The organism is Desulfovibrio sp. ZJ746 (assembly GCF_011039155.1).
Classification (GTDB): domain Bacteria; phylum Desulfobacterota; class Desulfovibrionia; order Desulfovibrionales; family Desulfovibrionaceae; genus Desulfovibrio.
Window position 1 is genome coordinate 101,115 of the sequence record NZ_JAAKEK010000003.1, and the last position, 22,702, is coordinate 123,816.

The following is a 22,702-nucleotide window of genomic DNA, read 5'->3' on the forward strand; positions in this document are numbered from 1 at the left end:
AGCGGCGTAAACCAAAAAACCGGGCGGCCGGCCTACACGTCGTCCTCGGAATAATAGGCCGCCTCGGAAACCTTCATGGGCATGATGATGACCGTATAGTCCGGGTCTTCCGCGCCGCGGATGCCGCAGGGCCCCTCCGGGCCGGTGAGGGTCATGTCCACGCGCGGCGAAACGAAGTGCGAGAACACGTCCATGAGGTTGCGCGTGGGGAAGGCGATGCGGCTGATGCTGCCATCATAGCGCACTTCCAGGCTCTCCTGCGCCGAGCCCACGTCGGCGCCCTGGGCGGAGAGGCGCGCCTCGTCCCGGGCGAGGTCGAAATAGACGCAGCGGTCGCTTTCCGTATTAAAGATAAGGATGCGTCCGAGGGCGTCCATCCCCTCCTTGCGGTCAAGGTCGAGCCGGCTCGCGCCGTCGTCCTCGAGGCGGGCCATGAAGACCGTGTAGTCGGGATAATCGTGGAGCGCGCGGGGCAGGCTCAGGGTCTCGGCGCGGTCGAGCCGGCGCAGGTAAAAGCGCTTGTCCGTGAGGTTGAGCTCGATCTCGTCCTCGCCGAGCCACTTGCGGATGTCGGGGAGATACTTTTTCTGGATGAGCACGCCGGCTTCGGGGAGGCGGCTGGCGAGCTCGTCATGGGTGATGGTGACGAGCGCGAACTGGTGCCCGTTGAGGCCGCACACGTCGATGCGGCCCTCGCCCCGGGGCTTGAGGCACAGGCAGGCGATGGCGTCCATGGCGTCGTCGTCGCTGATGCAGAAGCTCACGCGGTCGAGCAGGCCGGAAAGGATGTCTGCCGACCAGATGACCGCGTTCTCCTCGGGAAATTCGGAAAAGTTCTGGAACCACTCGGGCCCGTTCACCGGCAGGCGGTAGGAGCGCCGCCCCTGCTCGAGGAGCAGGGTGCCGGAATCGTCGAGGCTCAGGTGGAGCACGCCCGAGGGCAGCTGGCGCACAAGGTCCACGAAGGAGCGGCCCTGCACGCCGACGAGGCCCGGCTCCGCCACCTCGGCGGGATAGGTGCCGGTAAACTCGATATTGGCGTCCGTGCTCATGAGCGAAAGCCCGTCCTCGCCGGCGCGGAGCCAGATGGAGCGCAGGTAGGCGGCGCCCGCCTTGGAGGGGATGATGGCCGCAGCCTTTTGCAGGCCCTCGATGATCTGCTCTTTGTTTACGGCAAGTTTCATATGATTGTCCTTGTTATTGAAGGTGTACCTTTGTGCTTAACTGCGGCAGCCTGTTGAAAAAGCGGGAAAATTTCCGGCCATTCTCGCGCACTGCCTGCGCACGGGGCGCACAGCGAGGGGCGCGTCGGTGGCGTGGCGCGCACTTTGGGACGCTCAGGGCACCGTATTTTCCAGCTCTGTCACCATGGTGTGCACAACTTTGTCCGTTTCCAGCAATTTGCGAATTTTCTTCACCGCATGGATGACCGTGCTGTGGTCGCGGCCGCCGAAGGCGCGGCCGAGCTCGGGATACGAGAGCCCGAGCTTGCGCCGGCAGAGATACATGGCCACCTGGCGGGCGAGCACGAGGTCCGGCCGGCGGCGCGTGCCGAGCACATCCTCGGCCCTGAGGTTGAAGCCCCGCGCCACAAAGCCCACGATCTCGCGGCAGCCCGCCGGGCGCACGCTGCCCCCGGTGCGCACGATGTTCTCAAGATCCGCCTGCAGGGGAGCGCGGCCATTGAGCTGGGCAAAAGCCTCCACCTTGCGCAACAGGCCCTGGAGCAGGCTGAACTGCACACAGCGCTGCGCGAGATAGAGCAGCTGCTCGCGCGTGAGCGGGAGCTCGCGCTCGCGCACGGCGCGCTGGAGATAGCGCAGGCGCACGTCGAGATCGGGCTCCAGCAGTTCCAGCACGAGGCCGCTTTCGAGGCGGCTGCGCAGCCGCGCCTCGAGGCGGGCGAGCTCCCGGGCCGGCCCCGCATGGGCGAACACGAGCAGGCGCCCGGCCGGCCGCCCGTCCATGAGGGCCGCGAGGCTGCGCTGCCAGCGCGGTTCGCCGGCCAGGTCCTGCATGTCGTCCAGCAGGAGGGCGTGGCAGCCGTGCCAGAAGCGTTCCGCCCGGCCCTGCACAGGGCCCGCGGCGCCTTCGCCGAGGCCGCCGCAAAATTTTGCCGCGCCGCACAGGGTGACGGGGGCCCGCCCCAGGCGGCGCGCCAGCGTGGCCGCCATGGCCGTGAGCAGCTGCGTCTTGCCGGTGCCGCTCTTGCCGCAAAACACGAGCGCGGCCCCGCCCGCCGGCGCGCCCTCGGCCGCGGCTTTTTTGGCCGTGGCCAAGGGGAAGGCGTTTTTGGCGTTGACGATGAAGCGCCCGAAAGCGTCTTCACCCGGAATATCTGCGTCCGGCGCAGTTTCATCCGGGGCCGAAATTCCTGTTTCCGGGTCTCGCGCGGTCCCTTCGCCCTCCCGGGCCGTGAAAAGCCCCGCCGGGGCGCGAGGCGCCTCTTCATAGCGGATGCCTGGCATTTCGGGAAAACAGCGGGCCAGCGCGCGTTCAAAGCCGGCCTGTTTGTGGGCGCAAAACCAGCGGGCGAAATAGCTGTGCGGAAAGCCCACCACGAGGCGGCCGTCCTCCAGGCGCAGGGCCAGTGCGTCGAACCAGGCGGCCGGCCCGGACGGAGCAGCCCCGGAAGCCGCAACGGCATCAGCCGTTGCGAGAGACCCGGTCTCGCCCGAAAGCAGCGGGCGCAAGCCCTGTTTCAGCTCTTCCACAGTCAGCATGGCATGCCCGTTGGCGCGGCCCCGGCAGGCCACCGAACACCTGCCCGAATCGCGTCGAAATCAGCAGCCGGAAGCCCCTTCCGGCACCTGCGCGAACAGCGGTAAATAGCACAAAAAAGCGCCGGAAACAAGACTTTTCCACAGGGGGCGCTTTTCTGAGGCGTGCGCCGGCACGGCTGGAAGCGCGGCCCGGGCTGTGGAAAAGGCGCCCTTTGTCCGTCACCCGGCACAGTTAGGGCAGGGTTGCGAAAGATGGCCCGCAACTGGACATGGGCGCGGGCTCCGATATATAGAACGGCCGTGACCATGCAAAAACGCCTACTTTTGGCCATCGCCGCGCTGGCCCTGCTTGCGGGGGGCTTTTTCGCCCATAAGGAGGACCTCTTCTCCTCGGGAGGGCCTGAGCAGCAGGAGGCGAGCGCCCCCGAAGCCGCGCCCACCGCCGCGCCTCCAACCACCGCTGACGCCGAAGCCGCGGCCCGCGCTGTGGTGGCGACAATCGCCGAGCACGCCCCGGGCTTCCGTCACAAGGATGTCGCGGAGAGCCCTTCCGGCAGCGCTCCCGGCGGTCCCCCCGGCACTGCCGAGGACGGGTCCGTGACGCACGGCGTGGTGGAAAAGGGCGACACCATCGCCAAGGTGCTCGGCAATGCGGCGGACGACGGCATCCAGCAATACGTGAGCGCGGCCCGGCGCGTGTTCTCCCTGCGCTCCTTCCGTGAGGGCCAGCCCTATGTGGTGGTGACGGACCCGGACTCCGGCCGGGTCAAGCGCTTCGAGTACGAGATCGACGGGCGCCGGCGCCTCGTGGTGGAGGGGGACGAGGCCCCCCAGGCACGCGTGGAGCCCATCGAGTATGTCACCCTGCTCACGACGGCCGAGGGCGTCATCGACGACAACCTCTTCCAGGCCGTGGCCGACATCGGCGAAAGCCCGCAGCTCGCCCTGCGCCTCGCCGAGCTCTTCGGCGCGGAGGTGAACTTCATCCGCGACCTTCAGGAGGGCGACAGCTTCCGCGTGCTCGTGGAAAAGCGCTACCGCGAGGGCGAATACAAGGGCTACGGCCGCATGCTGGCCGCCAGCTTCACCAACAAGGGCAAGACCTACGAGGCCTTCCTGTTCCGGGACGGGCAGGGCCGCCCCCAGCATTACAACAGCAAGGGCGAGAACCTGCACAAGACGCTCCTGCAGGCGCCGTTGGCCTTCACGCGCCTCACCTCGCGCTTCACGCACAGCCGGCGCCACCCCATCCTCGGCTCGCGGCGGGCGCACCTCGGCGTGGACTATGCCGCGCCCACGGGCACGCCGGTCAAGGCCGTGGGCGAGGGCGTGGTCACCAGGCGCGGCTGGGCCGGCGGCTACGGCAACCAGGTCATCATCAAGCATGCGGCCGGCCTCGAATCCATGTACGCCCATCTTTCCGGCTATGCGCGCGGCCTCAAGCAGGGCCAGCGCGTGCGCCAGGGGCAGGTCATCGGCTTTGTGGGCAGCACCGGGCTTTCCACCGGGCCGCACCTCGATTTCCGCCTGCGCCAGAACGGCACCTTCATCAACCCGGCCAAGGCCATCAATCCCCGCGGGGAGCCTGTCTCGCGCAGGAACATGGCCCAGTTCGGCAAGACCGTGGCGGCCGCGCGCGACTATCTTGAAGGGCGGCGTCCTTTGGGCGAGTATACCGTCGACAGCCTGGTGCCCGAGGCGCCGCAGGTGGAGGCGTCCCCGCCGGCCGCGCCGCAAAAAACGCAGCCGCGCCGCCAGCGCCGCGCCCAAAAGCGGCGGGGCTAGCTGAAGATACGGGAGGAGAACGGCCATGATCGCGCTCGATCCCTTGTGGGGTGGATTGAATGTGGTGCAGGACACGCCGCCGCGCGACAGCCTCGGCATCTCCTATGCGCCGAGCATCGTCACTGACGTGACCGCAGCGGTGCCGCAGCTCGATTCCATGGCCAGCGTGCAGTCCTTCACGGAGCACCAGTTCCGCGCCGCCGCGGAGAACATGTATGATTCCGGCCTCGTGGTGAGCACATGGTCGTGAGGGAGCGGGAGGCAGCGCTTCAACGGAGAAAACTCTTGACAGGCGCGCCGCCGGCGCGTAGGACAGACGGGCGTCGGGATGTAGCGCAGTCTGGGAGCGCACTTGAATGGGGTTCAAGGGGTCGAAGGTTCAAATCCTTTCATCCCGACCAGAAATTCCAAGGGGTTACGGTGAAAACCGTAACCCCTTTCTGCGTTAGGAAATTTTTTTCAAAAACACGAATTTGGGGCTGTCCTCGCCAGGGTTAATGTTTTGCGTCTTTAATCCAAGAAGTTAGCTGGATTAAGGGCGCCTTACGAGTGCCACCATTAAAGCGCCATTCGCTCTCTGCGAGGAACCAGTAAAAGTGTTCAGGCCAATGCCGTTGAACTTGAGCTGATACCGCTTTGCCTGGTGCCAAAAATTTTCTATCCTGTTGACATGGTTTCCTTGTTTGGCAAATAACGTTGAATGTTCACGCCTGTGATGGTGGAAATCGCCTGCATCCAGGGGAGTATATGCCCGGAACATGTCCGTGGAGAGGATGCTGCCGGCTCGACGCGCTCCTCAATGATGGGCATGAGGGGCCTTCGCTCACGACACTACCGACGGCCCGACAGGTGTCCCTCGGCAAAAGGTTGCCGCCCGCATCAACGCCCCTCCCTGTGATGAGGCTTCTCCCATAGCCCACATGTTCCAGATACTGAAGAAGAGCTGCCCGGCAGAAAAATCTGCTTCAAATCGATAGTTTTGATGGATCTTTTTAGGGAATGCGGCTCATGGGGAGCTCAACCCCATGAGCTCTCTCACTTCATTTATATCAATGATATGGTTGTCAATAAAGGGAGGCGGGATGGGTACAGCCTCGCGGCACCTGTCAAAAAGAACATAGGGCAACGCCGCCGAGAGGTCATTGTGTGTTTTGAAATACTGCACTCCCGTTGCCGAAAGCGCGGCCAGTTTCTCCCGGGTCAGTGACGTGACGATATCGAAAAATTCTTTTCGCGTCCGCCATTTCAGGACCTCGGGATAAAGAAAATCATTCTGCTCTATCCTTGTCAGGCCACCAGCATAGACCAACATCGGGATACCGGCGGCCATGCATTGTAAATTTAGCTTTATACTGCTTATGGGGAACGGCGAGATGAAAAGGTCGACCTCGCGGGACAACATGGAATCCGGGAGATTGTTGGCCCACTCCACATGACAAAAGCGGTGCTCCGCTACGCCGTTCCTTTTCATGGCCCGTGCAAGCCGCTGCCTGATTTCTTCCGGCAGCGGCCCGTAATGGATATGTTTTCCGCCTGTGGCCTGGAGCAGGCAGAGGATAAAGTGCACGAAGTTTCCGAGGATGTCGCCCTCATACTTGTAAAAACGGGCCGCGGCGGTGGCTGTGGTCAGCTTTTCATGACCGCCCAGGGGGGCGTAGTTGATTGTCGTTTTGGGGGCCACACTCCAGCAGGGGATGTAGATGACCCTGTCGCCGAATCTTTCCGAAAGCAGTTTGTAGTCCTTGGGCGTTTTGGCGATGAAGAGATCAATGTTGGTATTGGACAGCCCAAGCGAAAACCCGTGATCAAACGAGAAAGGAACGATATTTTTCGCGCCATAGTCCTGAAGGGCCGCATCCGCCAAGGTGTTGTTATGTCCGCAATACCAATAAATCTTTCCGGGATTGAAGGCAGCGATCCTCTCCATGAGGGCGGGCAAGGGGGCCGGTATGTTCTTTAAGAAGGTGAAGGTGACATCACGGAAGGCGCCCCAATCTTCCTTCATGGCTTCCGTGAATTCCTCCATGCCCGTCATGTCGGTAAGAAAAAGGGCAATCTTTCTGCCGCCGAGCATGGTTACAAGCTCGAGGATTTCCTGGTAGACCCCGCCCCCTGTTTTGTTCAACGCAGATATGACAAACGCCACATGTTTCGCGTCAGGCTTGGCTGCCGGCGCGATTTCCAGCCGGGTTTTCGTGATAAACCCGAGGGATTCGCAAAAACTGTCGATAAAATCGGACGTATAGAGCTTGCGAAATGCCAGGTCTCTCTCCCTGAAGGCAAGGATGTTCGCCCAGCCAGTGGCGAGGTGGGCGAGCAGCGCCGGAACCGGCCATGCCGTTTTTTTTGTCTCCGCTGCCGCCTGCTGCCGCTCAAGGCACTTGACCACCTCGCCGATGATCGCTTTTTCCCGCTGGCTTTCCACATGCCTCAGGCACGACTTCCATGTGGCGATGTCCAGTTTTTTCTTTTCTTCTGCATCCAGCGAGGACCAGATGCCCTTTGGGTTCAAGGTATAGACAGAGCCCACGAAATCAAGAACTTTCACGCGCCCGCAGGTGGCGTTCATTGCTATGAGCGTTCTGATGGTATCGCCGCGCTGCGTCTGCAGAATGGGGATTTCCCGGTTCTTGAAGACGTTGCGGTACATCATCGTCGACGTGTGGCAGTAGAAACTATGCTTGAGGAACTCGAAATAGGTGTGCTCGCACGCCGGGGCGAAAAGCCTGGGGTCGCTCTCTATGCACCCGTCGGGGAGCACGGTCAGGTATTTATGGGAGACGGCCGCGTAGTTTCCTTCAGTGTCGCCGTCCAGAAAATCCGCCTGGCGCTGGAGCTTGTCGCGAACGGTGTAGTAGTCATCGCCGTCCAGCACGCAGAGGTAATTGCCCCGCGAAGCTTCGGCCCCTCTCTTGAATGCCAGGGCGTTTCCGAGGTTGCTTTCGTTGGTGAGCACCACGAGCCGCGCGTCACGGCCGGCATACTCCCGCAGGATGTCCGGCGTCCCGTCCGTGGAGCCGTCGTCAACGGCGATGATTTCGCAGCTGAAGTTTATGCGTTGCATCAGGATGGAATCCAGGCAACGCCGGAGCGTTTCGCCGACGTTATAGCAGGGGAGGATGATGGAAAGCTTCATCGTTCTTCACGTTTTCCAAAAGTATAATAACGAAGCCTTGTCTCGGGAAACTTGTTTTGGGAAGAACCCTCGGGAAAAATCTGGCCTTCTTTGCGGCATGACAGCCCAAAATCTGCGAACAGAGTTTTGAATTGGGAGGCGGTCCTGTAGAGTGCGGAATACTCGCAATCCAGGGCTTTGGAATAGATACGATCCAGCATATAGCTGTCCTGCAGGATGCTGGTCGGCTCGCGCAGGATGACAAGGCCGTCCACGTGCAAGGCCGGCAGCACATTGGCCAGCATACGCCGGATGAGGTCATCCGCAAGATGGACAAAAATGCCGGAAAAGAAGATGCGGTCGAAAGTGTTGTCGGGGATATAGGCTTCCACGGGACTTTGGACAAATTCGATGTTGTGCAGATGCGCTTTTTCGGCGCTCTCACGACCGCGTTCCAGAAAATTCTGCTGGTAATCCACCGCTGTCACGCTTCTCGCTGACGGCGCGAAACGCAACGCCCATTGGCCGTAGCCGGCGCCCATGTCAAGTATCCTGACGCCGGGACCAAGTTCGAGCAAGGGCATGACAGCGCGGGTTTCGCCCGCGACCTTTTCTCTCAGGCGCAGCCCGTCCTCCTCAAAATTAACGAGGCTTTCGGGGCGTTCTGTGGCTCGCCGGCTCCGGGATTCCCAGAACGCCCTGATGCTGGTGTAGTCGATCATGCGTCCCCCTTGCAGGTAAAATTTTCTTTCAACGTGGTGGAGCTGATGTTCGGGGTGCGGGAAAGCCGCAGGATTTCACGTCCCTGCCGGCGGCAATACCCGATGGCCCGCCGGAAACCGGGGTGGTCCTGATCCTCCCCCACGGCGAAAATGTCGAAATCCGCCTCGCGGACAATGTCGGCCACATTTTTGTAGGTGATCACCTCATCCACCAGCCGCAACGCGCGCACCAGCTCACAGCGGACCTCGGTGGAATAAAAAATGATCGCATCCGGCTTATACTTGAGGATAGAGTCCTCATCCTGCACGGCAACTATGAGATGTGAACGCGGATAGAGACTTTTTATTTGATTAAAGAGGCGCACATGACCATAGTGGAAATAGTCGAAGACGCCGACGGTCAATATTCGCGGCTGCATTCGCTCTCTCTTTCGTTAATCATTATCGGGAAGGTTCTCTGCGCATCGATTATTGCATTTTTTATATCATCGACGATATATTGCGAACAATGAGGATAATTATGTTTCAATCTCTGCTCAATATTTCTTCTTTTCTCAAGAAGGTCATCCCGGCCTTCCATGAGTACAGTATCAATAAAATTTAGGATACCCGCTTCCTTTTTAGCTATATAGTGCGCTTCTAAACATTCTTTTCCCAGTTCGCTGAATTGCGCAAAAACGTCGGATTCCGTATCCCACATGTAACAGCAGGGATTTCCCGTAAAAAGATATTCCGCAATGAACGAGCCGCAGTCATGGATCAGGGCGTCCGACTCAACGAAAGTGGTCAGGTATTCCCCGCCTTCCTGGATTTCCACGTTGCTGTGCCGTCTCAATGCGTCAAGCCAGGCAGTGGTTTTTTTCCTCCCCCATGCGGAATGGCGATGGAGATTTTGCACCAGGAGCGGATGAGGCCGGAAAACGAAATCCGCGTGCGGAAAGAGGGCGGGCAGCCGGGCTATCAACTCCGCATAGTGGAAGAAATGGCCATACGTGATGCTGTTGTGATTTTTAAAGATTGTATGGTGAGGGGCGATGATGATCTTTTTTCGCGGCGACGGCTTTTTGGAAATTTCAGCCATTTTGTCCAGCTTGGCAAAACCGCTTAAACGGATATTCGCCAAAGGCAACGCATCCATTTCTCTTTTCGCCTGGGCGTAAAATCGCCAAAAATTCGCGAAGAAAGGGGTGTTTCGGATAAATTCCTCGGATGCCCGGGAAACGCATGGCCCGTAGGGGGTGTAGAAAACCGGCACGCCCTTTGCCCAAAACTGCCCATGCCGATAGGGCGGTGGCACCATCCCGTCATAGGGGATGGACGGGCAATACATGTCGCAGGTTGAAACGATGTCTTGAATAAAAGACGCATCGCGCGGGGTGTAGGTACGAAGCAGCTCGGCACCCGGATACTGGGCCTGCAGAGAGGCGCAGGTGCGGATATATGCCGTCAGCAGCTGCTCGGTGCCCCGCGAGATGTCGGGCACGGCGATGAGGAAGGGTTCAAACATTTCGCTCTCGCGCATCAACTCAAAAACATGCTGCAGGGGGAAGATGCTCTCAAAAATAACGGAGAAGCCCACACGTATTTTCTCTTTCCGCCGATATTTTCCCTGCAGGCGCTGAAATGCGTAATGATACTTCTTGTGGATGGTTGACCACGGTGCCATTCTAGGGGCCCCCTTACAGCGTGTGGGACATTCTTTTCCCCTGAGGAAGATAGGCATTCTGCTTTTTTGAAAAGGCCATAAACGTATTCCGCAGGAAGGGCGTCCTATACGTCGTTGCGAGTTTTGATTGGCCATGCCGGCACAACCACTGCCTGCCGGCATTGTTGTGCGTGTTAACGCGGGAGCTCATGGCCGTGCGCAGCCTGTGCGTCGTTTGCGGCGGGGTCGCGGGCGTGCCGGTCAAGGTCGTGAGCGGGCGGAAAGAGTCGAAAGTGAAGTTTTTATCAGGGATAACGGCCAGGAAATATCCACCGGGCTCCAGTATCTCCGCCATGGAGGTAAGATGTGGGCCGAAGTTGTCCTGATGCGCGAAATTGTGGGCCGAACAGACACGGCCGAAGCTGTCCGCGATCTTCCCTTCCGCAAGGCCGGCCAGGTGGCAGCCGTTTTGCGGGGCGCCTGCGTGCCTGCCATGCCGCTCAAGCTCCCCTTGCAACATTGCGCCGGCCCGGGGGAGACAGGGCGTCATCCCGCGGCTATGGGCAGGGTCAAATTGCGGCGGCAGCTCTATGGGCATGGGTTTCACCCCCGTTGAGCAGGGACCGGGCCGCGCTGAGACGCAGCGCCTCCTGGATGTCCGTGTCCAGAAGAAATCGCGATGCGTGCCCCGTCAAGGTGAAGGCCCGCAGGATGTCTTTGTAGGGGACCACATTGAGCCCTTCCAGCAACCAGCACTTCATCATGGCGGGGTAAGGCTTGCCCTGCCAGAACCTCTCCCAATACTGAAAGGCGAGCTCCAGTTGGCGCATGACATTTCTGGAAATATTGCCCGCGTGGCGCCGGTAGATGAAGCCGGGCTCGTCGATCAGGGAAAAAGTCAGTCCCGGATGGGCAAGGATATGAAAGAGAAGCTTTGTGCGCAGGACGATGTCGTCGCCGATCATGGTTTCGCTGAAGCCGTTGACCGCCTCAACGGCGCTCCTGCGGAACACGGCCCCCTGAATGTAGAACGAATGGAACAAGGTGCGTTCCAACTCCAGCAGGCCTGCGGCATCCGGGGACTTGCCCGCCAGGGGCGTCTCCTCCGGCCTCAGCTTTTTGTCCTCCCCGAGCGCAAAGGCCTTTGTGTGCGCGGCGAACACGCGATGCCCGTCTTCGAGCAGGCGCTCCATCCGCGCCTCGAGAGCCCCGGGTATCTGCATGTCGTCAAGGGAGGTGAACAGGACAAACTCCCCATGGCTGGCCTTGAGCAGCCGGTTGAAGTTCGCCGGTACGTTTCCGGAATTTTCCTGTTCAAGCACGAGGAAAGGACAGGGGCTTTGGCTCTGGAGCTCCTTGAGCAGTTCAACGCTGCCGTCCCCGGAGCCGTCATCCATGGCGACGATTTCGATATGCGGCCAACTGTCCTGCCAGATGGAGGTGATGCAGTCCCGGATGTACGGCGCGTGCCTGTAGCCGAGGCAACACACCGAGAGCAGTTTATCCTTGCCAGGCATTGGCGGCCTCCACGACTTTTTCGATTTCGGCTTCCGTCATGACGGGATGGAGCGGCAGGGAAACGACCTCCCTGTGGATGGCCTCCGTGACGGGCAGGGAGAGGCCCGCGAACTCCGCGAAAGCCCGCTGGCGATGCGGAGGCGTGGGATAGTGCACAAGGGTCTCCACCCCCAGGCGCTCCATGTGCCGCCGGAATGCGTCACGCCCGGCAACGCGCACGGCATAGATATGCCAGACATGCTCCTCGGCGTTCGTGGGCATCGCCGGCAGCGCCACGAGCGGATTGGTGATCCTGGCGGCATAGAGGCCCGCGATCTCGCGGCGGATGGCATTGTCCCGGTCAAGATCCTCCAGTTTGCGGTCCAGCACCGCGGCCTGAAAGTCATCAAGGCGCGAGTTGCAGCCCTTGCGCTGGTGGACGTATTTCTCCCTTGAGCCGTAATTGGCGATCATTGCCGCGGCCTCGGCGAGCTGCGGGTCATTGGTCGTGATCATGCCGCCATCGCCCAGGCAGCCGAGGTTCTTGCCGGGATAGAACGAAAAGCCGGCGGCGTCGGAAAGGTTGCCGGCGCGGCGCCCCGCCAGCAGGGCACCGTGGGCCTGCGCCGCATCCTCAAAGAGCTTCAGGCCGTGGCTCACGGCAAAGTCCCGCAGGGCGTCCATGGGCGCCGCGCGGCCATAGAGATGCACGGCCATGATGGCCCTCGTGCGCGGCGTCAGGGCGGCCTCGAGGTTTTCCGGGGCGATGTTGAAGGTTTCCGGGTCCGGCTCGACCAATACGGGCACGCACCCTGCCTGGCTGATGGCCAGGATGGTGGCGATGAAGGTATTGGCCGGCACCAGGACTTCGTCGCCCGCCCCGAGCCCGGACGCCTGCAGCAGGATGCGCAGGGCGTCAAGGCCGTTGCCCACGCCCACGGCATAGCTTGTGCCGCAGTAAGCGGCGAAATTCCGGCAAAAGCGCTCGTTCCACGGGCCGCCGATATAGCGGCCGTCGTCGAGGATGCTGTCCAGGCGCCCGGCGATGTCGTGGCGGATGCGTTCGTTGATTTTGCGCAGGTCGAGATATTTCACCGAAAGGTCTGCACGCTGCGCCCCGTGCGCTTGGACGCCCGCCACATCGCAGCCCGCATTTTTGGCGCCATGGAGCACCATCAGTATTTCCCCTTCACCGTCAGGCCCGCGGGCACATCCTTCGTGACGATGCTGGCCGCCCCGATGACGGCGTTTTCACCGATGGTCACGCCCGGCAGGATGGTCGCGTTGGCCCCTATGGCGGCCCCGCGCCCGATATGGATGCCCTCCAGCGTCCAGTGGCGGTTGCGCGATTTCGGGTGCCTGTCGTTGCAAAAGGTCGCGTTGGGGCCGATGAAGACGTCATCCTCCACGCGCGTGCCGTCCCAAAGCTGCACCCCGCATTTTATCGTCACGCCATTGCCGATGACCACATCATTTTCAATGAAGCAGTGGCTGGCGATATTGCAGCGCGCGCCGATGCGCGCCCCCGGGAGGATGACGCAAAACTGCCAGACGCAAGTATCTTCGCCAATGGCAGTGGTTTGTACATCAGAAAGATTGTGAATCACTTTTGCACAACTCCATAAATTCTTCATAGCTCCTGATATAGTCGGTCGTGTCATAGTGTTCTGAGGCGAGCACCATGACGATACAGCCTTGCGAAAAATTCGTGAACTCACGCCAGACGAAATTTTCCACATAGAGCCCAGTGGAGGGGCTGTCCAGATGGTAGGTGACGCGCTCGCGCCCGTCATCGAGCGTAAAGTCACAGCTGCCCGCGAGGCAGATGATCACCTGCTTGAGATTGCGGTGCGCATGCCGCCCCCGAATGGCATCCCGGACAGTGCCCCAGATATAGTAGATGCGCTTGATATCGAAACTGAAATCAAGGCCCTTCTCCAGGGCGACGAGGCTGCCCGCATGGTCGCCATGGATGGCAAAATGTTCTAGGCGGTACATAGCGAAAAGCCTTTGCCGTCGATGCGCAGGTTTTTGTTGAAGGCGCGCAGCCGCCCATCCCAGTGTGCCGCAAAGGCGGCGGGGGCGCGGCTCATCAGGCTTTTCGGCGGGCCGGCGACAAACAGGGTGGCAAAGGGCCACCAGACCGAGCGCCTGCCACGCTGCCCGAGGCGCAGGCAATAGTCCTGCAGGGCCCAGGAGCCCATGGAGACATCCAGCCCCCCGGCATTCCTGAAATCTTCCGCGCGGGTGAAGAGAAACAGGCCGTCGAGGGCGTCCACCGTTCTTGGCAGCCAGTTCCACCCGAAATGCACGAGGGCTTCGGCCCCTGCCAGGCCAAACAGGGGGCCCATCCTCCCGCTGGCGTCTGCCATGTAACCGGCATGCGCAATGGCGCGCGCGGCCCGGAGCACGGTCTTTCCCCCCACCGCGCCGATGCCCGGGCGCCAGAGCGCGGAGACGGTTTCTTCAAGCCAGTCCTGGCTTGTGGCGACGGCGTGCGGTGTCACGAAACCCAGGATCTCGCCGCTGGCCGCGTCCGCCGCCGCGTTGATGGCGTGGGGGGCCCCGGCAGCCCTGAGCAGGACGGGAAGGCCCGCGGCCTGCAACCCCTCCAGCGTGGCTTCCCAGAAATCACGGTCTTCGGCCGCGCATGTGTAGATGAGCTCATGCGGCCAGCCGGCCTGTTTTGCAAGCGCCCTGGCGTGGGCGGCGAGGTCGAAGTCCCGCGAGGGGATCTCGCAGATAATGCTGGCAGAAGGTCTTGCGGCCGGTGCCGGATAGCGCACCCGCACCCACTGCGCCACAGGGGCGTCTTCGGCGCGAGCGCCCGGGGAGGTGCTGTCAAGCCATTGCTGGACGGCCTTGCGCGCATTGTCGAGGGCATAGGCCTTGGCGTTGATGCTTCCTGCCGTGCTGCCCTCGTGCGCGCGCCAGTGGTAGAGCACATGCGGCACATGGACGAGCCGGCTCCCGTCAAGGCCCGTCACATAGCGCAGCAGCATGTCGTGGTCCTGGGCGCCCTCAAACCCAGGCCGGAAGCCGCCGATGGCGCGCAGGCGGTCCGTCCTGTACACGCCAAGGTGGCAGACGAAGTTCTGCGCGGAGAGCAATTCCCAGTCCCAGGCGCTGTTCTTGAAATGGGGGTTGAAAAGGCTGCCCGCGTCGTTGATTTTGTCCTCGTCGGAATAGAAGAGCATGCCCTCCTGGTTGGCCTCGATGGCCCGGGCCATGACGGCGAGGGCATCCGGTGTGAGCAGGTCATCCTGGTCCATGAGGACGGCCCACGGATGTGCCGCCATTTCCAGCGCGGAATTGGTGGCCGCGGCTATGCGGCCGTTGCGCTCGCGGAAGACGGCGCGGATGCGGGCGTCCTTTTCCATGTATTCGCGGATGATGGCCGCCGTTTCCGTGCCCGGGGAGGCATCGTCGGCGATACACAGCTCCCAGTCGTGGTGTGTCTGGGCAAGGACGGAATCGAGGGCGGCGCGGAGGTGGGCCGGCTTCGGGGCATATACCGGCATCAGGAGGGAAAAGGCGCCCCCTGCCCTTTCCCGGCTGGCGAGTTTCTGTTCCGGCAGTTCACGGCCGAAGACCCAGAGCGCATAGGCCCGTGGATCGTTGGGCGGCAGGGAGAGGCCGGTATCTTCCGCGATTCGCAAAAGATTTTTCGCAAAACGCGGATATTCAACCCGGGTGAAATTTTCGTAATTCTTTATCCATGCCTCATGGCGTTCCAACATTTCGGTGAGGCCCAGCTTGCGGCACCAGTCCGCGGACCCCCGGGCGCGCTCCAGGAAGGTCTCGGGAGTGTCGTCTGCATAAGAGCGCAATATGCTCTCGCTCGTGCTGCACAGCCCGGCATTGCCGGTCTGTTTTCCGAGGTCATAGGCCGCGGCGGCCGTGCGCGGAGTATGGAACAATTTTAAGTACATCTCGAAAAGCCCGCCCTGCTCCCGGGGCGTGGGCGCGTGGGCGATGGCACGTTCCCAGCCGGCCTGCCAGAAGGGATAGCCGACCAGCAGTTCCTTTATCCGCGCAAGCCCGGCCTCCCTCGCCAGTGCGTCCAGCCTGGCGGCCGTCCTTTCGGGCAGCATGGGGCAGTAGGTGAGCCATTCAGTGACATCGAGAAACAGGCCGTCATTCTGCGTGAGAAGATGCCAGTCGGGGGTGAGCAGGAGCAGGCTTTTTCCCACGAGACGCCTGGAATTTTCCTCCTCATGCGCATGGCGCCCGTGGGTCTGGCTTTCGTGATGGATGACGAGGGCGTCAGGGTTGACGGTCATGCGGTAGCCCTTCTGGCCCAGGCGCGCGCACAGGTCCACGTCTTCAAAGCCGTTGATGAAACCTTCGTCAAAGGCGCCTGCCTCCTGAAACAGGGATTTCCTGACGACGAGACAGGCGCCGGTGATAGCCTGGAAGAAACGCCGTTTGCGGGCCAGGGGGCTCGCGGCCGGGATGCCCTCGTAAAGATGGCCCAGTGTGTACGCCGGGGAAATGAAGATCCCCAGATGCTGCACCGTGCGCCCGAGGGGCGTTTCCTGGGGGTAGACCAGGAGCGGCCCCGTGGCGGCGATGTCGGGATACGTGGTGAAGTCGCCAATCAGGGGCTCGTACCAGCCCGCCTGTACTTCGGTGTCATTGTTGAGGAAGATGAGGAACTCGCCCCGGGCTGCGTGGGCCCCCTGGTTGCACGCGCCTGCGAAATTGCGATTTGCCTCGTTGCGAATATAGGTGAAGGAATCACCAAAAAGCTGTTTGCCCAGAAAAGGGCAGCCCCTGGCTGTGGCATCGGAGGAAGCGTTATCTACAACGATAACCTGTATTTTGGATAAATCCGTATTTTCGGCAATGCTTTTCAGGCATTTTCGCGTCAGCTCCCATTTATTATATACAGGGATAATGAGGGAGGATTCATGGTTTCGCATAGAAATATGGAGTTATAATGAATGGTTAGCTGACAGGTTTTCCTATATGGAAGATGGTTGACGTTCGCATGCGTTTATAGGGGCTCTCCTGTTGCGGACAGAAAATTCTGCCCGCCCATCGTCTTCCCGAGTGGCGCCAGGGCTTTCCCGGCGAGCGCCATAAAATCTTCACCGATACCGCAGCCCTGGGCACGAGCCTGAAGGAGCGCCTTTTGGACAGTCCCAAGGCAACATATATGAAATATTCACCGTAGGTCAATATACCAGTATGCGTTGCCCTTTTTTTGGGCAACCCTGAAATTATGCAGGCGTCCACGTGCTTTTTCGGGAAGCTTTTTCGCGAATGGCGAACGGCGGCGGATATTTCGCTCTGGGGCTTGGCGCTCAAAATGAGCTACCATATCCGAAATCTGCAACGCATCGAGAAGGGCGAACAGCAGCCCGGGGTCAACCTGGCCTTGAGGCTGCTCGCCGCCATCGGGGCCGAACCGGGGGCCTTCATGCAGAAGCTCGCGGACGAATGCCTCCCCGGCTTGCCGCACAGCCTGTCGCCGATGGGCCACGTTACGATTTCGTACGAGATGCCACAGATGAAGGAGGGCCAAAAATCGCTCTTTGGCCTGTTCCTGGTCCAGGCAAGGGTGGCGGCGGCTGTTTCGCAAACGGCAATGGCCAAGGCTGCGGGCTACAATCTGCGAAACATCAATGGTGTGGAGAGTGGCCGGCAGGACCCGGGAATCATGACGGCCCTCGCCTTGGTCAAGGCAACAGGTGCAGACGTAGGTGATTTCTTTAATGCTCTCTCCTTGCGCTGGAACGAGCTCCTCTTCAACAAAAAAAATTAAAATATCGCGATTCAAGAGGAAGGGCGGGGCATTCATGCTGGCCCGGCATAAGGCGTGTATCCTTTCCTTTCAGGACGCGCGCACCCCACACCTCCCTATACCCCTGCCAGCTTCATCTGGCGCCCGCCGGGTTGCGCCGGCGGGGCCCTCCCACCCTCCATCAATGCCTCCCGTTTTCCGGGCAGCCAAGGAGAATGGCCGCAGGCTTTCCCAGTGCGAGCGGGTCAATCTCAGCTGGCGCGGTCTTCCAGCCCAGGCTTCCGGCTTGGCGCCCAAGAAACGGACATTCTGCCAGCTACCTGACGGGGTTTCTTGGCGCGCAGCCTCCTTAGAGAGTGCCGTCATTTGATTTCAGCCCAAATGGCGAGACCCGGATATGCGCGGCAGCCGGAAACGAAGCCGTGTATTTCGCGTCTCGTGTGGCGAGAAGCCGCCAGGCTTCAATCCTGGAAAAGCATTTCCCATAAGGGGTCGGAGATTGTACGGATGTTTATCGCAAGCCCGCAAATTTTTTGCGACTTTTGCGAGGGGGAGGGGTGGTACGGGAACTACCTCAAGTGGTACTCGGGCGCCCCGGTGCATTTCCCGGAAGTGGATTTCATCGAGAAGCTTATTGCGGAACTGCCGGATGGGGATTTCCGGTTCATCCGTATCGGCGAGGGCTCCGACGACACCGAGGTGCGCGGCGGCTTTTGGGAAAATCCCTTCGAGATGGAACTGGGGAGGTAGATCAGCTTTTTCGGGGCTTTCTAGCCGATGTCCTCGGGTGGGTATTGCTGGGAAGTATGGAGGACAGCTTTGATATAGATAATACCAGCGTCTGTATCCACGCCGTAAACAAGGAGATAGTTCCTATGTACGACCAGCTCTCTGGAATTGCTTTCACGGCCCAGCTTGCCACGAAAAGGAAATTGGCCCAATGAGTCCGCCGTGCTGGTGAGGCGGTCATCTATCTCAAGGGCGGCTGTGAGATTATCTTTGGCGATGAAGAAAATCAGCTTGTCACGTTCAGATAAGGCTGAAGCAGTCCAAACAACCTTCATTGCTGTTCTGCCATAGCCAAAAGCTTCTTCCGACGCTCCTCGGCAAGACGCGTGGCCTCTTCCTGCGAAACGTATCGGCCTGCCCGGTAGTCTCGCTCGCCTTCCTCAACCTTGGCCCTGAACCAGCCCTCATACGCGCAATAATTGACGATAGCTTCCCGCAGGGCTTCCTCGCGGGAAAGCGAGAGCGATGCGGCCGTTGCATCCAGTTGATCCAAAATGGCCGTATCTAAGGAAATCTGCGTCTGAGCCATAGTAACCTCCACCCTGAAACCCTACCCCCGCAGGCAGCCACCCGTCAAACAGAGGCTGTCTGCGTATCGAGACCACTATGAACATGATCCATGAAGGACTCGCCGCCCTGCGACCCGTTGAACCGGACGCAGGGCAAGTATTCAGCGGCCAGAAAAGCGGCGCACTCGTGAAGGACTACGCCGCGCCCACCAGCTCCACGCCGGCCATCGACCCCGGCTGCATCTTCCATGAGGCCAGCCGTGACCTCGTGGTCTGGTTCCTCGACCCGCTCTGCGTCTCCGGCCCCACGGGATGCGGCAAGACCTCCTGCATCAAGCAACTGGCCACCCTCTGGCCGCCCCGCTGGAAAGCCATGCGGATGAAAATGCGGTGCCGGAAGCGCTCCTTGCCGGTGGACAGGCGGACTTGTCCCCATCGGTCACGGGGCCTGCGGGCACGGGACAGGACGAAAACCAGGCGGAAGGGGGCGAACCTGAAGACGCTCAGGGTCCGCATAGCGAGGCGGAGGCCGTCGCGCCCGGGCTCCCTGTGCCAGCAAATGGCATGGATATTCCCCGCGAGGCCATGGACGTGGAAAGACGAAGCGGCGCTTTAAAACTCTCCGCTATTTGTCCTCCTCTTTTTCAATTTCCGCTTCACTTTTTTTGACATCTTTTTCGACAACCTTTTCGACATCCAGGGCCCAGCGGCTAAAAAAGTACTTGAAAAACGGAAAGAGGAAGATGACCATCAGGAATATCACCATCACCAGCACGATGATCGACTGGTCATCGCACCATGGGTTCATGGCATCCCTGATGAACTGGAGAAATACCGCAACCGCGGTGCACAGTGCGGCGCTGGCGTTGAAAAGTGCCGCCCCGGTCACATGTGGATTAAAGGGGGAATCGGATGTCAAAAGCCTGGGGTCGAAGCAGGTGTAAACCAGCTCTATGGCGGTGTCCAGCTCCCTGTAGGCGCGTCTCAGGCTCTCATTTTTGGACTGCTCGGATTCAGGGGCGGCCGTGGCAGATTTCCACCAGAGAAATGCGGCCAGAAGATACATGGCATCAATGAGAAAGTTCTGGAACGCTATCACGATGACTTCCTTGAGAAGAGTGCGCGTTTACGGTCATGGCCGGATGAGGGGGGCCGCCCGGGCCCTTGTTTGGAGCAGTTTATAAATATCCTCCCGTGGCGTCCACCTGCCGGCGCACAACCCGGGCGTCCCTCATTCAGGGGGAGCACCCCGGTTTTTCCTCCAGAAATTCCCGGGGGCCGTGGTGAATGGCGCGGCACTTTTGCTTTTTAAGCCGGCTTTTTGCCAAGCCGCATCAAGAGGCGGATCACCGGGCTCGTCAAAAGGCTCGCGAGGATGGTGCCCTCGCGCACGCCGGCGAGGTCATTGAGCACAAGCCAGCAGAGCACAAGCGCCAGCGCGCTCATGCAGACATCGCAGAGCATGCGCAGGCGCCCGAAATCCCGCGCCGTGGCCGTGGCGAGCGCGAGCACGAAAGCGTCGTAGGGCAGCACCGCGATATTCGCCCGGATGGTGAGGAAGGCGCCCACCCCGATGAGCAGGGAGCCCCCGGCCACCCACAAGAGGCGCGAAAGATAGCTGTGCGGGTCAAAGCCGAGCAGCACGAACATGGAGCCGTCCACGCAGGTGCCGAAGATGCAGGCCAGGAAGGCCTGGAGAAAGATGGCCCAGAAGCGGATCCTGCCGCGCAGGAGCAGCCACTCCGCCGCGATGAGCAGCAGGTTGAACACGATGACGCAGGCGCCGAAGCTGACGGAGGGCAGGATCAGGGACATGGAGTAGGGGATGGCCGCGATGGGCGTGGTGCCCAGAAGGGCCTTGGTGGTGACGGCCACCCCGAAGGCCACGCAGCCAAGACCGGCGAAAAACACACAAAGGCGCATGATCATGGGAAAAAGGGGCCCCTCGCCGCGCTTTTTGAAAAATGCGGTCGTTAATCCGTGAAGCGTATAAACATTGGGCGCCGATGGCAAGGAGGGGGCGCCGTGGCGCCGAAAGACCGGCTGGAGCCGGGCTGCGCATGCCATATACAGCGGGCGTCCCGCCCGGGTATCCGTGGCTCCGGGCGTGCGCATGGGCTTCGGTTGACAAAAAACCTTCCGCTGGCTAGGCCGGAACACGGTGCTGGCCTTTGGCCTTTAACAGTGGAACAGTGGGAGCAAACGATGAACTACGCGCAAATGACCAAGGAAGCCCGGGTCGTCCTGGTGGAATTTTTTGCGAGCTGGTGCCCGCATTGCCAGAAGATGATGCCGGTGGTGGCCGAGGTGAGGGAACGCCTCGGGAAGGACATTCCCGTGGTGCAGCTCGATATCGACCAGAACAAGGCCGCCGCGCAGGAGGCCCGGGTCGACGGCGTGCCGACCTTCATCATCTACCTTAACGGCACGGAAGTGTGGCGCTACAGCGGCGAGATCGACGGCAACGAGCTGCTCGCCAAGGTCCAGTCGTATTGACCGCTTCCCGCAAGTCCCGCGACAGCTTCACGTCGTCCGGGAACTCCCGCATGCCGGGGCGCATGCGCTGCGGCACGCGGCGTCCCGGCACGGGAGGCGCCCCATGAGCACGCGCGTCATGGCTCCTTCTTTCTCCTGCCCCTTCGCCGTGGGCGAGGTCATCAGCAACAGGACGCTCTACACCGCGTTCAGGTGCGCCTGCGAGGGCGGGGTGCGCTATTCTTCCGCATTCCACGTGCTCGTCGTCGTGAGCAATTATGTTGACCCGCGGCATACGGGCGGCGCATGGAAGGACGGCGTGCTCTACTACACGGGCAGCGGCAAGGCCGGCGACCAGGAGCTGAAAAAGGGCGGCAACAGGCGCCTCTGCGAATGTATGCGGGGTGGCTTGCCCGGCTATTATTTTGAAGTCCACACCGAGGGCCGCTACACCTATCGCGGGCGCCTCGAGGCTGCCGGCGAGCCCTTCCAGCGGGAGGAGCCGGGCGCCGACGGCGCCGGGCGCAAGGTGTGGATCTTTCCCTTGCGCCTGGCCGGGGCATAGCCTGGGCGGCCGACCACGCCCCTGAACGCTCCTTGACCCCCATCTCCGGCTCCTTTAGGCTGGCAGCCTGATGGCGTCGGCGCGGCTTGCGCCGGCACGCCGGCTCCTTCTTTTTCCTCATCTCTATCAAGGGGAACCATCATGCGACTCTTGCCGAAACTCTGCGTCGTCCTTGTGGTCGTTTTCCTTGCGGCCGGCCCTGCCGTGGCCGAGGACGGCGTCGACCATTACAGCGTGGGCGACCTCGACGTGATGGCCATCCGCGACGCCGACGTGACCATGGGCCCGCGGCTCTTGCCCGGCCTTGCGGAAAAGGCTCCGGAATTCGCGGGCGTGTTCCAGAACGGCCCCGTCCCTGCCGTGGACCAGACCTTCTACTTCAAGAAGGACGGCCGGCAGGTGCTCGTGGACGCGGGCTGGGGCAAGGAACACAAGGTCGAGGGCCACACCGCCGACCTCTTGCATGAAAACGGCATCGCCGAGGACGACATCACCGACATCCTGCTCACGCACATGGACATGGACCACATCGGCGGCCTTTTGGATAACGGCCGGCCGGTCTATCCCAATGCCACGCTCTGGATCTCCGCGCCGGAATACGAGGCCTGGGTCGACGGGGGCGGCGTCAACCGGGGCGAGGCCGCCGTCGACCTCGCGAAGAAGGTGGCCGCGGCCTACAAGGTTAGGCGGTTCAACTACGGCGACGAGCTCCTGCCCGGGGTCACGGCCGTGGACGCCTCGGGCCACACGCCGGGCCACACGGCCTATGACATCACCTCGGGCACCGAGAAGATGACCATCGCGGGCGACATCCTCCATATCGCGCCCGTGCAGCTCCCCCGGCCCGATCTCAGCACCGCCTACGACATGGACGGCGAAAAGGCCGCGGCCGCGCGCAAGCGCCTCCTCGAGCGCGCCGCGCAGGAGCGCTCCCTGTTCGCGGGCATGCACTTCCCCATGGTGAGCGACGTGCGCAAGCTCGAGGGCGGGGGCTTCGCCATGCGGCAGCCGCGCTGACGCCCCACCCCCTCCGGGGCCGCCTGCGCCGCGCGCCCCCGGAGCGGCGCCATGGCCGCGCCTTGACTTTGTGCGCCGCATTGCCCAAACTAGGCCGGTTTTGCGCGCCCT

The 22,702-nt window shown here is 61.3% G+C and carries 24 protein-coding genes, 1 tRNA gene and 1 pseudogene; 9 read left to right on the forward strand and 17 right to left on the reverse strand.

All coding sequences use genetic code 11. The features are described from left to right. Positions 1 to 32: 32 nt before the first annotated feature. Positions 33 to 1,184 carry a DNA polymerase III subunit beta gene (gene dnaN, locus G7Y54_RS06450; RefSeq protein ID WP_165078474.1) on the reverse strand — a complete coding sequence of 384 codons (1,152 nt, stop codon included), beginning with the start codon at positions 1,182 to 1,184 and terminating at the stop codon, positions 33 to 35. A gap of 153 nt (positions 1,185 to 1,337) precedes the next feature. Further along, positions 1,338 to 2,723 carry a helix-turn-helix domain-containing protein gene (locus G7Y54_RS06455; protein ID WP_165078475.1) on the reverse strand — a complete coding sequence of 462 codons (1,386 nt, stop codon included), beginning with the start codon at positions 2,721 to 2,723 and terminating at the stop codon, positions 1,338 to 1,340. Positions 2,724 to 3,029: 306 nt separating this feature from the next. On the opposite strand from G7Y54_RS06455, the gene G7Y54_RS06460 reads away from it, so the two are divergent. The 3 genes from G7Y54_RS06460 (at position 3,030) to G7Y54_RS06470 (ending at position 4,909) form a co-directional block, all read left to right on the forward strand. After that, positions 3,030 to 4,508 (forward strand): M23 family metallopeptidase, encoded by a 1,479-nt coding sequence (locus tag G7Y54_RS06460; RefSeq protein ID WP_165078476.1) that lies wholly within the window; start codon positions 3,030 to 3,032, stop codon positions 4,506 to 4,508. 25 nt (positions 4,509 to 4,533) lie between these two features. Continuing rightward, a complete protein-coding gene (locus G7Y54_RS06465; RefSeq protein ID WP_165078477.1) occupies positions 4,534 to 4,758 on the forward strand; it encodes a hypothetical protein in 225 nt (74 codons plus the stop codon). Positions 4,759 to 4,832: 74 nt separating this feature from the next. Further along, positions 4,833 to 4,909: transfer RNA gene (locus tag G7Y54_RS06470), tRNA-Pro, on the forward strand. Positions 4,910 to 5,002: 93 nt separating this feature from the next. Here G7Y54_RS06470 and G7Y54_RS06475 read toward each other — a convergent pair. The 11 genes and pseudogenes from G7Y54_RS06475 to G7Y54_RS06525 all read right to left on the reverse strand — a co-directional run. Further along, positions 5,003 to 5,321: pseudogene (locus tag G7Y54_RS06475) on the reverse strand (transposase); the annotation flags it as partial. Between the two features lie 193 nt (positions 5,322 to 5,514). Beyond that, positions 5,515 to 7,644 carry a glycosyltransferase family 2 protein gene (locus G7Y54_RS06480; protein ID WP_165078479.1) on the reverse strand — a complete coding sequence of 710 codons (2,130 nt, stop codon included), beginning with the start codon at positions 7,642 to 7,644 and terminating at the stop codon, positions 5,515 to 5,517. Beyond that, the gene (locus G7Y54_RS06485) at positions 7,641 to 8,345 is read right to left on the reverse strand and encodes a class I SAM-dependent methyltransferase (protein ID WP_165078480.1); all 705 of its coding nucleotides are present in this window, start codon (positions 8,343 to 8,345) and stop codon (positions 7,641 to 7,643) included. The genes G7Y54_RS06480 and G7Y54_RS06485 overlap by 4 nt, the downstream gene beginning before the upstream one ends. Continuing rightward, positions 8,342 to 8,764, reverse strand: a complete 423-nt coding sequence (locus G7Y54_RS06490) for an adenylyltransferase/cytidyltransferase family protein (protein ID WP_165078481.1) — start codon at positions 8,762 to 8,764, stop codon at positions 8,342 to 8,344. The genes G7Y54_RS06485 and G7Y54_RS06490 overlap by 4 nt, the downstream gene beginning before the upstream one ends. After that, on the reverse strand, positions 8,746 to 10,011 hold the full coding sequence (locus G7Y54_RS06495; RefSeq protein WP_165078482.1) for a hypothetical protein: 1,266 nt from the start codon (positions 10,009 to 10,011) through the stop codon (positions 8,746 to 8,748). The genes G7Y54_RS06490 and G7Y54_RS06495 overlap by 19 nt, the downstream gene beginning before the upstream one ends. A gap of 13 nt (positions 10,012 to 10,024) precedes the next feature. Continuing rightward, complete coding sequence (locus tag G7Y54_RS06500) at positions 10,025 to 10,588, reverse strand: hypothetical protein (protein WP_165078483.1); 564 nt, start codon at positions 10,586 to 10,588, stop codon at positions 10,025 to 10,027. Beyond that, a complete protein-coding gene (locus tag G7Y54_RS06505; RefSeq protein ID WP_165078484.1) occupies positions 10,560 to 11,507 on the reverse strand; it encodes a glycosyltransferase in 948 nt (315 codons plus the stop codon). The genes G7Y54_RS06500 and G7Y54_RS06505 overlap by 29 nt, the downstream gene beginning before the upstream one ends. After that, a complete protein-coding gene (locus G7Y54_RS06510; protein ID WP_165078485.1) occupies positions 11,491 to 12,663 on the reverse strand; it encodes a DegT/DnrJ/EryC1/StrS family aminotransferase in 1,173 nt (390 codons plus the stop codon). The genes G7Y54_RS06505 and G7Y54_RS06510 overlap by 17 nt, the downstream gene beginning before the upstream one ends. Beyond that, on the reverse strand, positions 12,663 to 13,094 hold the full coding sequence (locus tag G7Y54_RS12750; RefSeq protein WP_206214918.1) for an acyltransferase: 432 nt from the start codon (positions 13,092 to 13,094) through the stop codon (positions 12,663 to 12,665). The genes G7Y54_RS06510 and G7Y54_RS12750 overlap by 1 nt, the downstream gene beginning before the upstream one ends. Continuing rightward, a complete protein-coding gene (locus G7Y54_RS06520; protein WP_165078487.1) occupies positions 13,075 to 13,485 on the reverse strand; it encodes an FdtA/QdtA family cupin domain-containing protein in 411 nt (136 codons plus the stop codon). Before G7Y54_RS06520 ends, G7Y54_RS12750 begins: the two co-directional genes overlap by 20 nt. Beyond that, a complete protein-coding gene (locus G7Y54_RS06525) occupies positions 13,473 to 16,412 on the reverse strand; it encodes a glycosyltransferase (RefSeq protein WP_165078488.1) in 2,940 nt (979 codons plus the stop codon). Before G7Y54_RS06525 ends, G7Y54_RS06520 begins: the two co-directional genes overlap by 13 nt. Positions 16,413 to 16,801: 389 nt before the next feature. Between G7Y54_RS06525 and G7Y54_RS06530 the strand changes: the two genes are divergently transcribed. Then, the gene (locus G7Y54_RS06530; RefSeq protein ID WP_165078489.1) at positions 16,802 to 17,257 is read left to right on the forward strand and encodes a helix-turn-helix transcriptional regulator; all 456 of its coding nucleotides are present in this window, start codon (positions 16,802 to 16,804) and stop codon (positions 17,255 to 17,257) included. Between the two features lie 486 nt (positions 17,258 to 17,743). Then, complete coding sequence (locus G7Y54_RS06535; RefSeq protein WP_165078490.1) at positions 17,744 to 17,986, forward strand: hypothetical protein; 243 nt, start codon at positions 17,744 to 17,746, stop codon at positions 17,984 to 17,986. Between the two features lie 20 nt (positions 17,987 to 18,006). Here the strand turns inward: G7Y54_RS06535 and G7Y54_RS06540 are convergent, their stop codons facing one another. Next, complete coding sequence (locus tag G7Y54_RS06540; RefSeq protein WP_165078491.1) at positions 18,007 to 18,300, reverse strand: type II toxin-antitoxin system RelE/ParE family toxin; 294 nt, start codon at positions 18,298 to 18,300, stop codon at positions 18,007 to 18,009. Continuing rightward, complete coding sequence (locus tag G7Y54_RS06545) at positions 18,297 to 18,554, reverse strand: ribbon-helix-helix protein, CopG family (protein ID WP_165078492.1); 258 nt, start codon at positions 18,552 to 18,554, stop codon at positions 18,297 to 18,299. Before G7Y54_RS06545 ends, G7Y54_RS06540 begins: the two co-directional genes overlap by 4 nt. A 77-nt stretch (positions 18,555 to 18,631) precedes the next feature. Here G7Y54_RS06545 and G7Y54_RS06550 point away from each other — a divergent pair, with 77 nt between their 5' ends. Next, positions 18,632 to 19,150, forward strand: coding sequence for a hypothetical protein (locus G7Y54_RS06550; protein ID WP_165080207.1), 519 nt, complete (start codon positions 18,632 to 18,634; stop codon positions 19,148 to 19,150). A 9-nt stretch (positions 19,151 to 19,159) separates the two neighbouring features. On the opposite strand, the gene G7Y54_RS06555 is transcribed toward G7Y54_RS06550, so the two are convergent. Further along, a complete protein-coding gene (locus G7Y54_RS06555; protein WP_165078494.1) occupies positions 19,160 to 19,633 on the reverse strand; it encodes a hypothetical protein in 474 nt (157 codons plus the stop codon). Positions 19,634 to 19,842: 209 nt separating this feature from the next. Next, positions 19,843 to 20,463 (reverse strand): DUF6198 family protein, encoded by a 621-nt coding sequence (locus G7Y54_RS06560; RefSeq protein ID WP_165078495.1) that lies wholly within the window; start codon positions 20,461 to 20,463, stop codon positions 19,843 to 19,845. 276 nt (positions 20,464 to 20,739) lie between these two features. Here G7Y54_RS06560 and G7Y54_RS06565 point away from each other — a divergent pair, with 276 nt between their 5' ends. The 3 genes from G7Y54_RS06565 (at position 20,740) to G7Y54_RS06575 (ending at position 22,591) form a co-directional block, all read left to right on the forward strand. Next, positions 20,740 to 21,030 carry a thioredoxin family protein gene (locus G7Y54_RS06565; RefSeq protein ID WP_165078496.1) on the forward strand — a complete coding sequence of 97 codons (291 nt, stop codon included), beginning with the start codon at positions 20,740 to 20,742 and terminating at the stop codon, positions 21,028 to 21,030. A gap of 103 nt (positions 21,031 to 21,133) precedes the next feature. After that, positions 21,134 to 21,574 carry an HNH endonuclease gene (locus G7Y54_RS06570; protein WP_165078497.1) on the forward strand — a complete coding sequence of 147 codons (441 nt, stop codon included), beginning with the start codon at positions 21,134 to 21,136 and terminating at the stop codon, positions 21,572 to 21,574. A 141-nt stretch (positions 21,575 to 21,715) separates the two neighbouring features. Continuing rightward, on the forward strand, positions 21,716 to 22,591 hold the full coding sequence (locus G7Y54_RS06575) for an MBL fold metallo-hydrolase (RefSeq protein WP_165078498.1): 876 nt from the start codon (positions 21,716 to 21,718) through the stop codon (positions 22,589 to 22,591). Positions 22,592 to 22,702: the final 111 nt, after the last annotated feature.

Excerpts from the sequence above, each read along its gene's own strand:
- dnaN (WP_165078474.1), bottom strand. The coding sequence starts at position 1,184 with ATGAAACTTGCCGTAAACAAAGAGCAGATCATCGAGGGCCTGCAAAAG.
- G7Y54_RS06455 (WP_165078475.1), bottom strand. The coding sequence starts at position 2,723 with ATGCTGACTGTGGAAGAGCTGAAACAGGGCTTGCGCCCGCTGCTTTCG.
- G7Y54_RS06460 (WP_165078476.1), top strand. The coding sequence starts at position 3,030 with ATGCAAAAACGCCTACTTTTGGCCATCGCCGCGCTGGCCCTGCTTGCG.
- G7Y54_RS06465 (WP_165078477.1), top strand. The coding sequence starts at position 4,534 with ATGATCGCGCTCGATCCCTTGTGGGGTGGATTGAATGTGGTGCAGGAC.
- G7Y54_RS06480 (WP_165078479.1), bottom strand. The coding sequence starts at position 7,644 with ATGAAGCTTTCCATCATCCTCCCCTGCTATAACGTCGGCGAAACGCTC.
- G7Y54_RS06485 (WP_165078480.1), bottom strand. The coding sequence starts at position 8,345 with ATGATCGACTACACCAGCATCAGGGCGTTCTGGGAATCCCGGAGCCGG.
- G7Y54_RS06490 (WP_165078481.1), bottom strand. The coding sequence starts at position 8,764 with ATGCAGCCGCGAATATTGACCGTCGGCGTCTTCGACTATTTCCACTAT.
- G7Y54_RS06495 (WP_165078482.1), bottom strand. The coding sequence starts at position 10,011 with ATGGCACCGTGGTCAACCATCCACAAGAAGTATCATTACGCATTTCAG.
- G7Y54_RS06500 (WP_165078483.1), bottom strand. The coding sequence starts at position 10,588 with ATGCCCATAGAGCTGCCGCCGCAATTTGACCCTGCCCATAGCCGCGGG.
- G7Y54_RS06505 (WP_165078484.1), bottom strand. The coding sequence starts at position 11,507 with ATGCCTGGCAAGGATAAACTGCTCTCGGTGTGTTGCCTCGGCTACAGG.
- G7Y54_RS06510 (WP_165078485.1), bottom strand. The coding sequence starts at position 12,663 with ATGGTGCTCCATGGCGCCAAAAATGCGGGCTGCGATGTGGCGGGCGTC.
- G7Y54_RS06520 (WP_165078487.1), bottom strand. The coding sequence starts at position 13,485 with ATGTACCGCCTAGAACATTTTGCCATCCATGGCGACCATGCGGGCAGC.
- G7Y54_RS06525 (WP_165078488.1), bottom strand. The coding sequence starts at position 16,412 with ATGCGAAACCATGAATCCTCCCTCATTATCCCTGTATATAATAAATGG.
- G7Y54_RS06530 (WP_165078489.1), top strand. The coding sequence starts at position 16,802 with ATGAGCTACCATATCCGAAATCTGCAACGCATCGAGAAGGGCGAACAG.
- G7Y54_RS06535 (WP_165078490.1), top strand. The coding sequence starts at position 17,744 with ATGTTTATCGCAAGCCCGCAAATTTTTTGCGACTTTTGCGAGGGGGAG.
- G7Y54_RS06540 (WP_165078491.1), bottom strand. The coding sequence starts at position 18,300 with ATGAAGGTTGTTTGGACTGCTTCAGCCTTATCTGAACGTGACAAGCTG.
- G7Y54_RS06545 (WP_165078492.1), bottom strand. The coding sequence starts at position 18,554 with ATGGCTCAGACGCAGATTTCCTTAGATACGGCCATTTTGGATCAACTG.
- G7Y54_RS06550 (WP_165080207.1), top strand. The coding sequence starts at position 18,632 with ATGAACATGATCCATGAAGGACTCGCCGCCCTGCGACCCGTTGAACCG.
- G7Y54_RS06560 (WP_165078495.1), bottom strand. The coding sequence starts at position 20,463 with ATGATCATGCGCCTTTGTGTGTTTTTCGCCGGTCTTGGCTGCGTGGCC.
- G7Y54_RS06565 (WP_165078496.1), top strand. The coding sequence starts at position 20,740 with ATGAACTACGCGCAAATGACCAAGGAAGCCCGGGTCGTCCTGGTGGAA.
- G7Y54_RS06570 (WP_165078497.1), top strand. The coding sequence starts at position 21,134 with ATGAGCACGCGCGTCATGGCTCCTTCTTTCTCCTGCCCCTTCGCCGTG.
- G7Y54_RS06575 (WP_165078498.1), top strand. The coding sequence starts at position 21,716 with ATGCGACTCTTGCCGAAACTCTGCGTCGTCCTTGTGGTCGTTTTCCTT.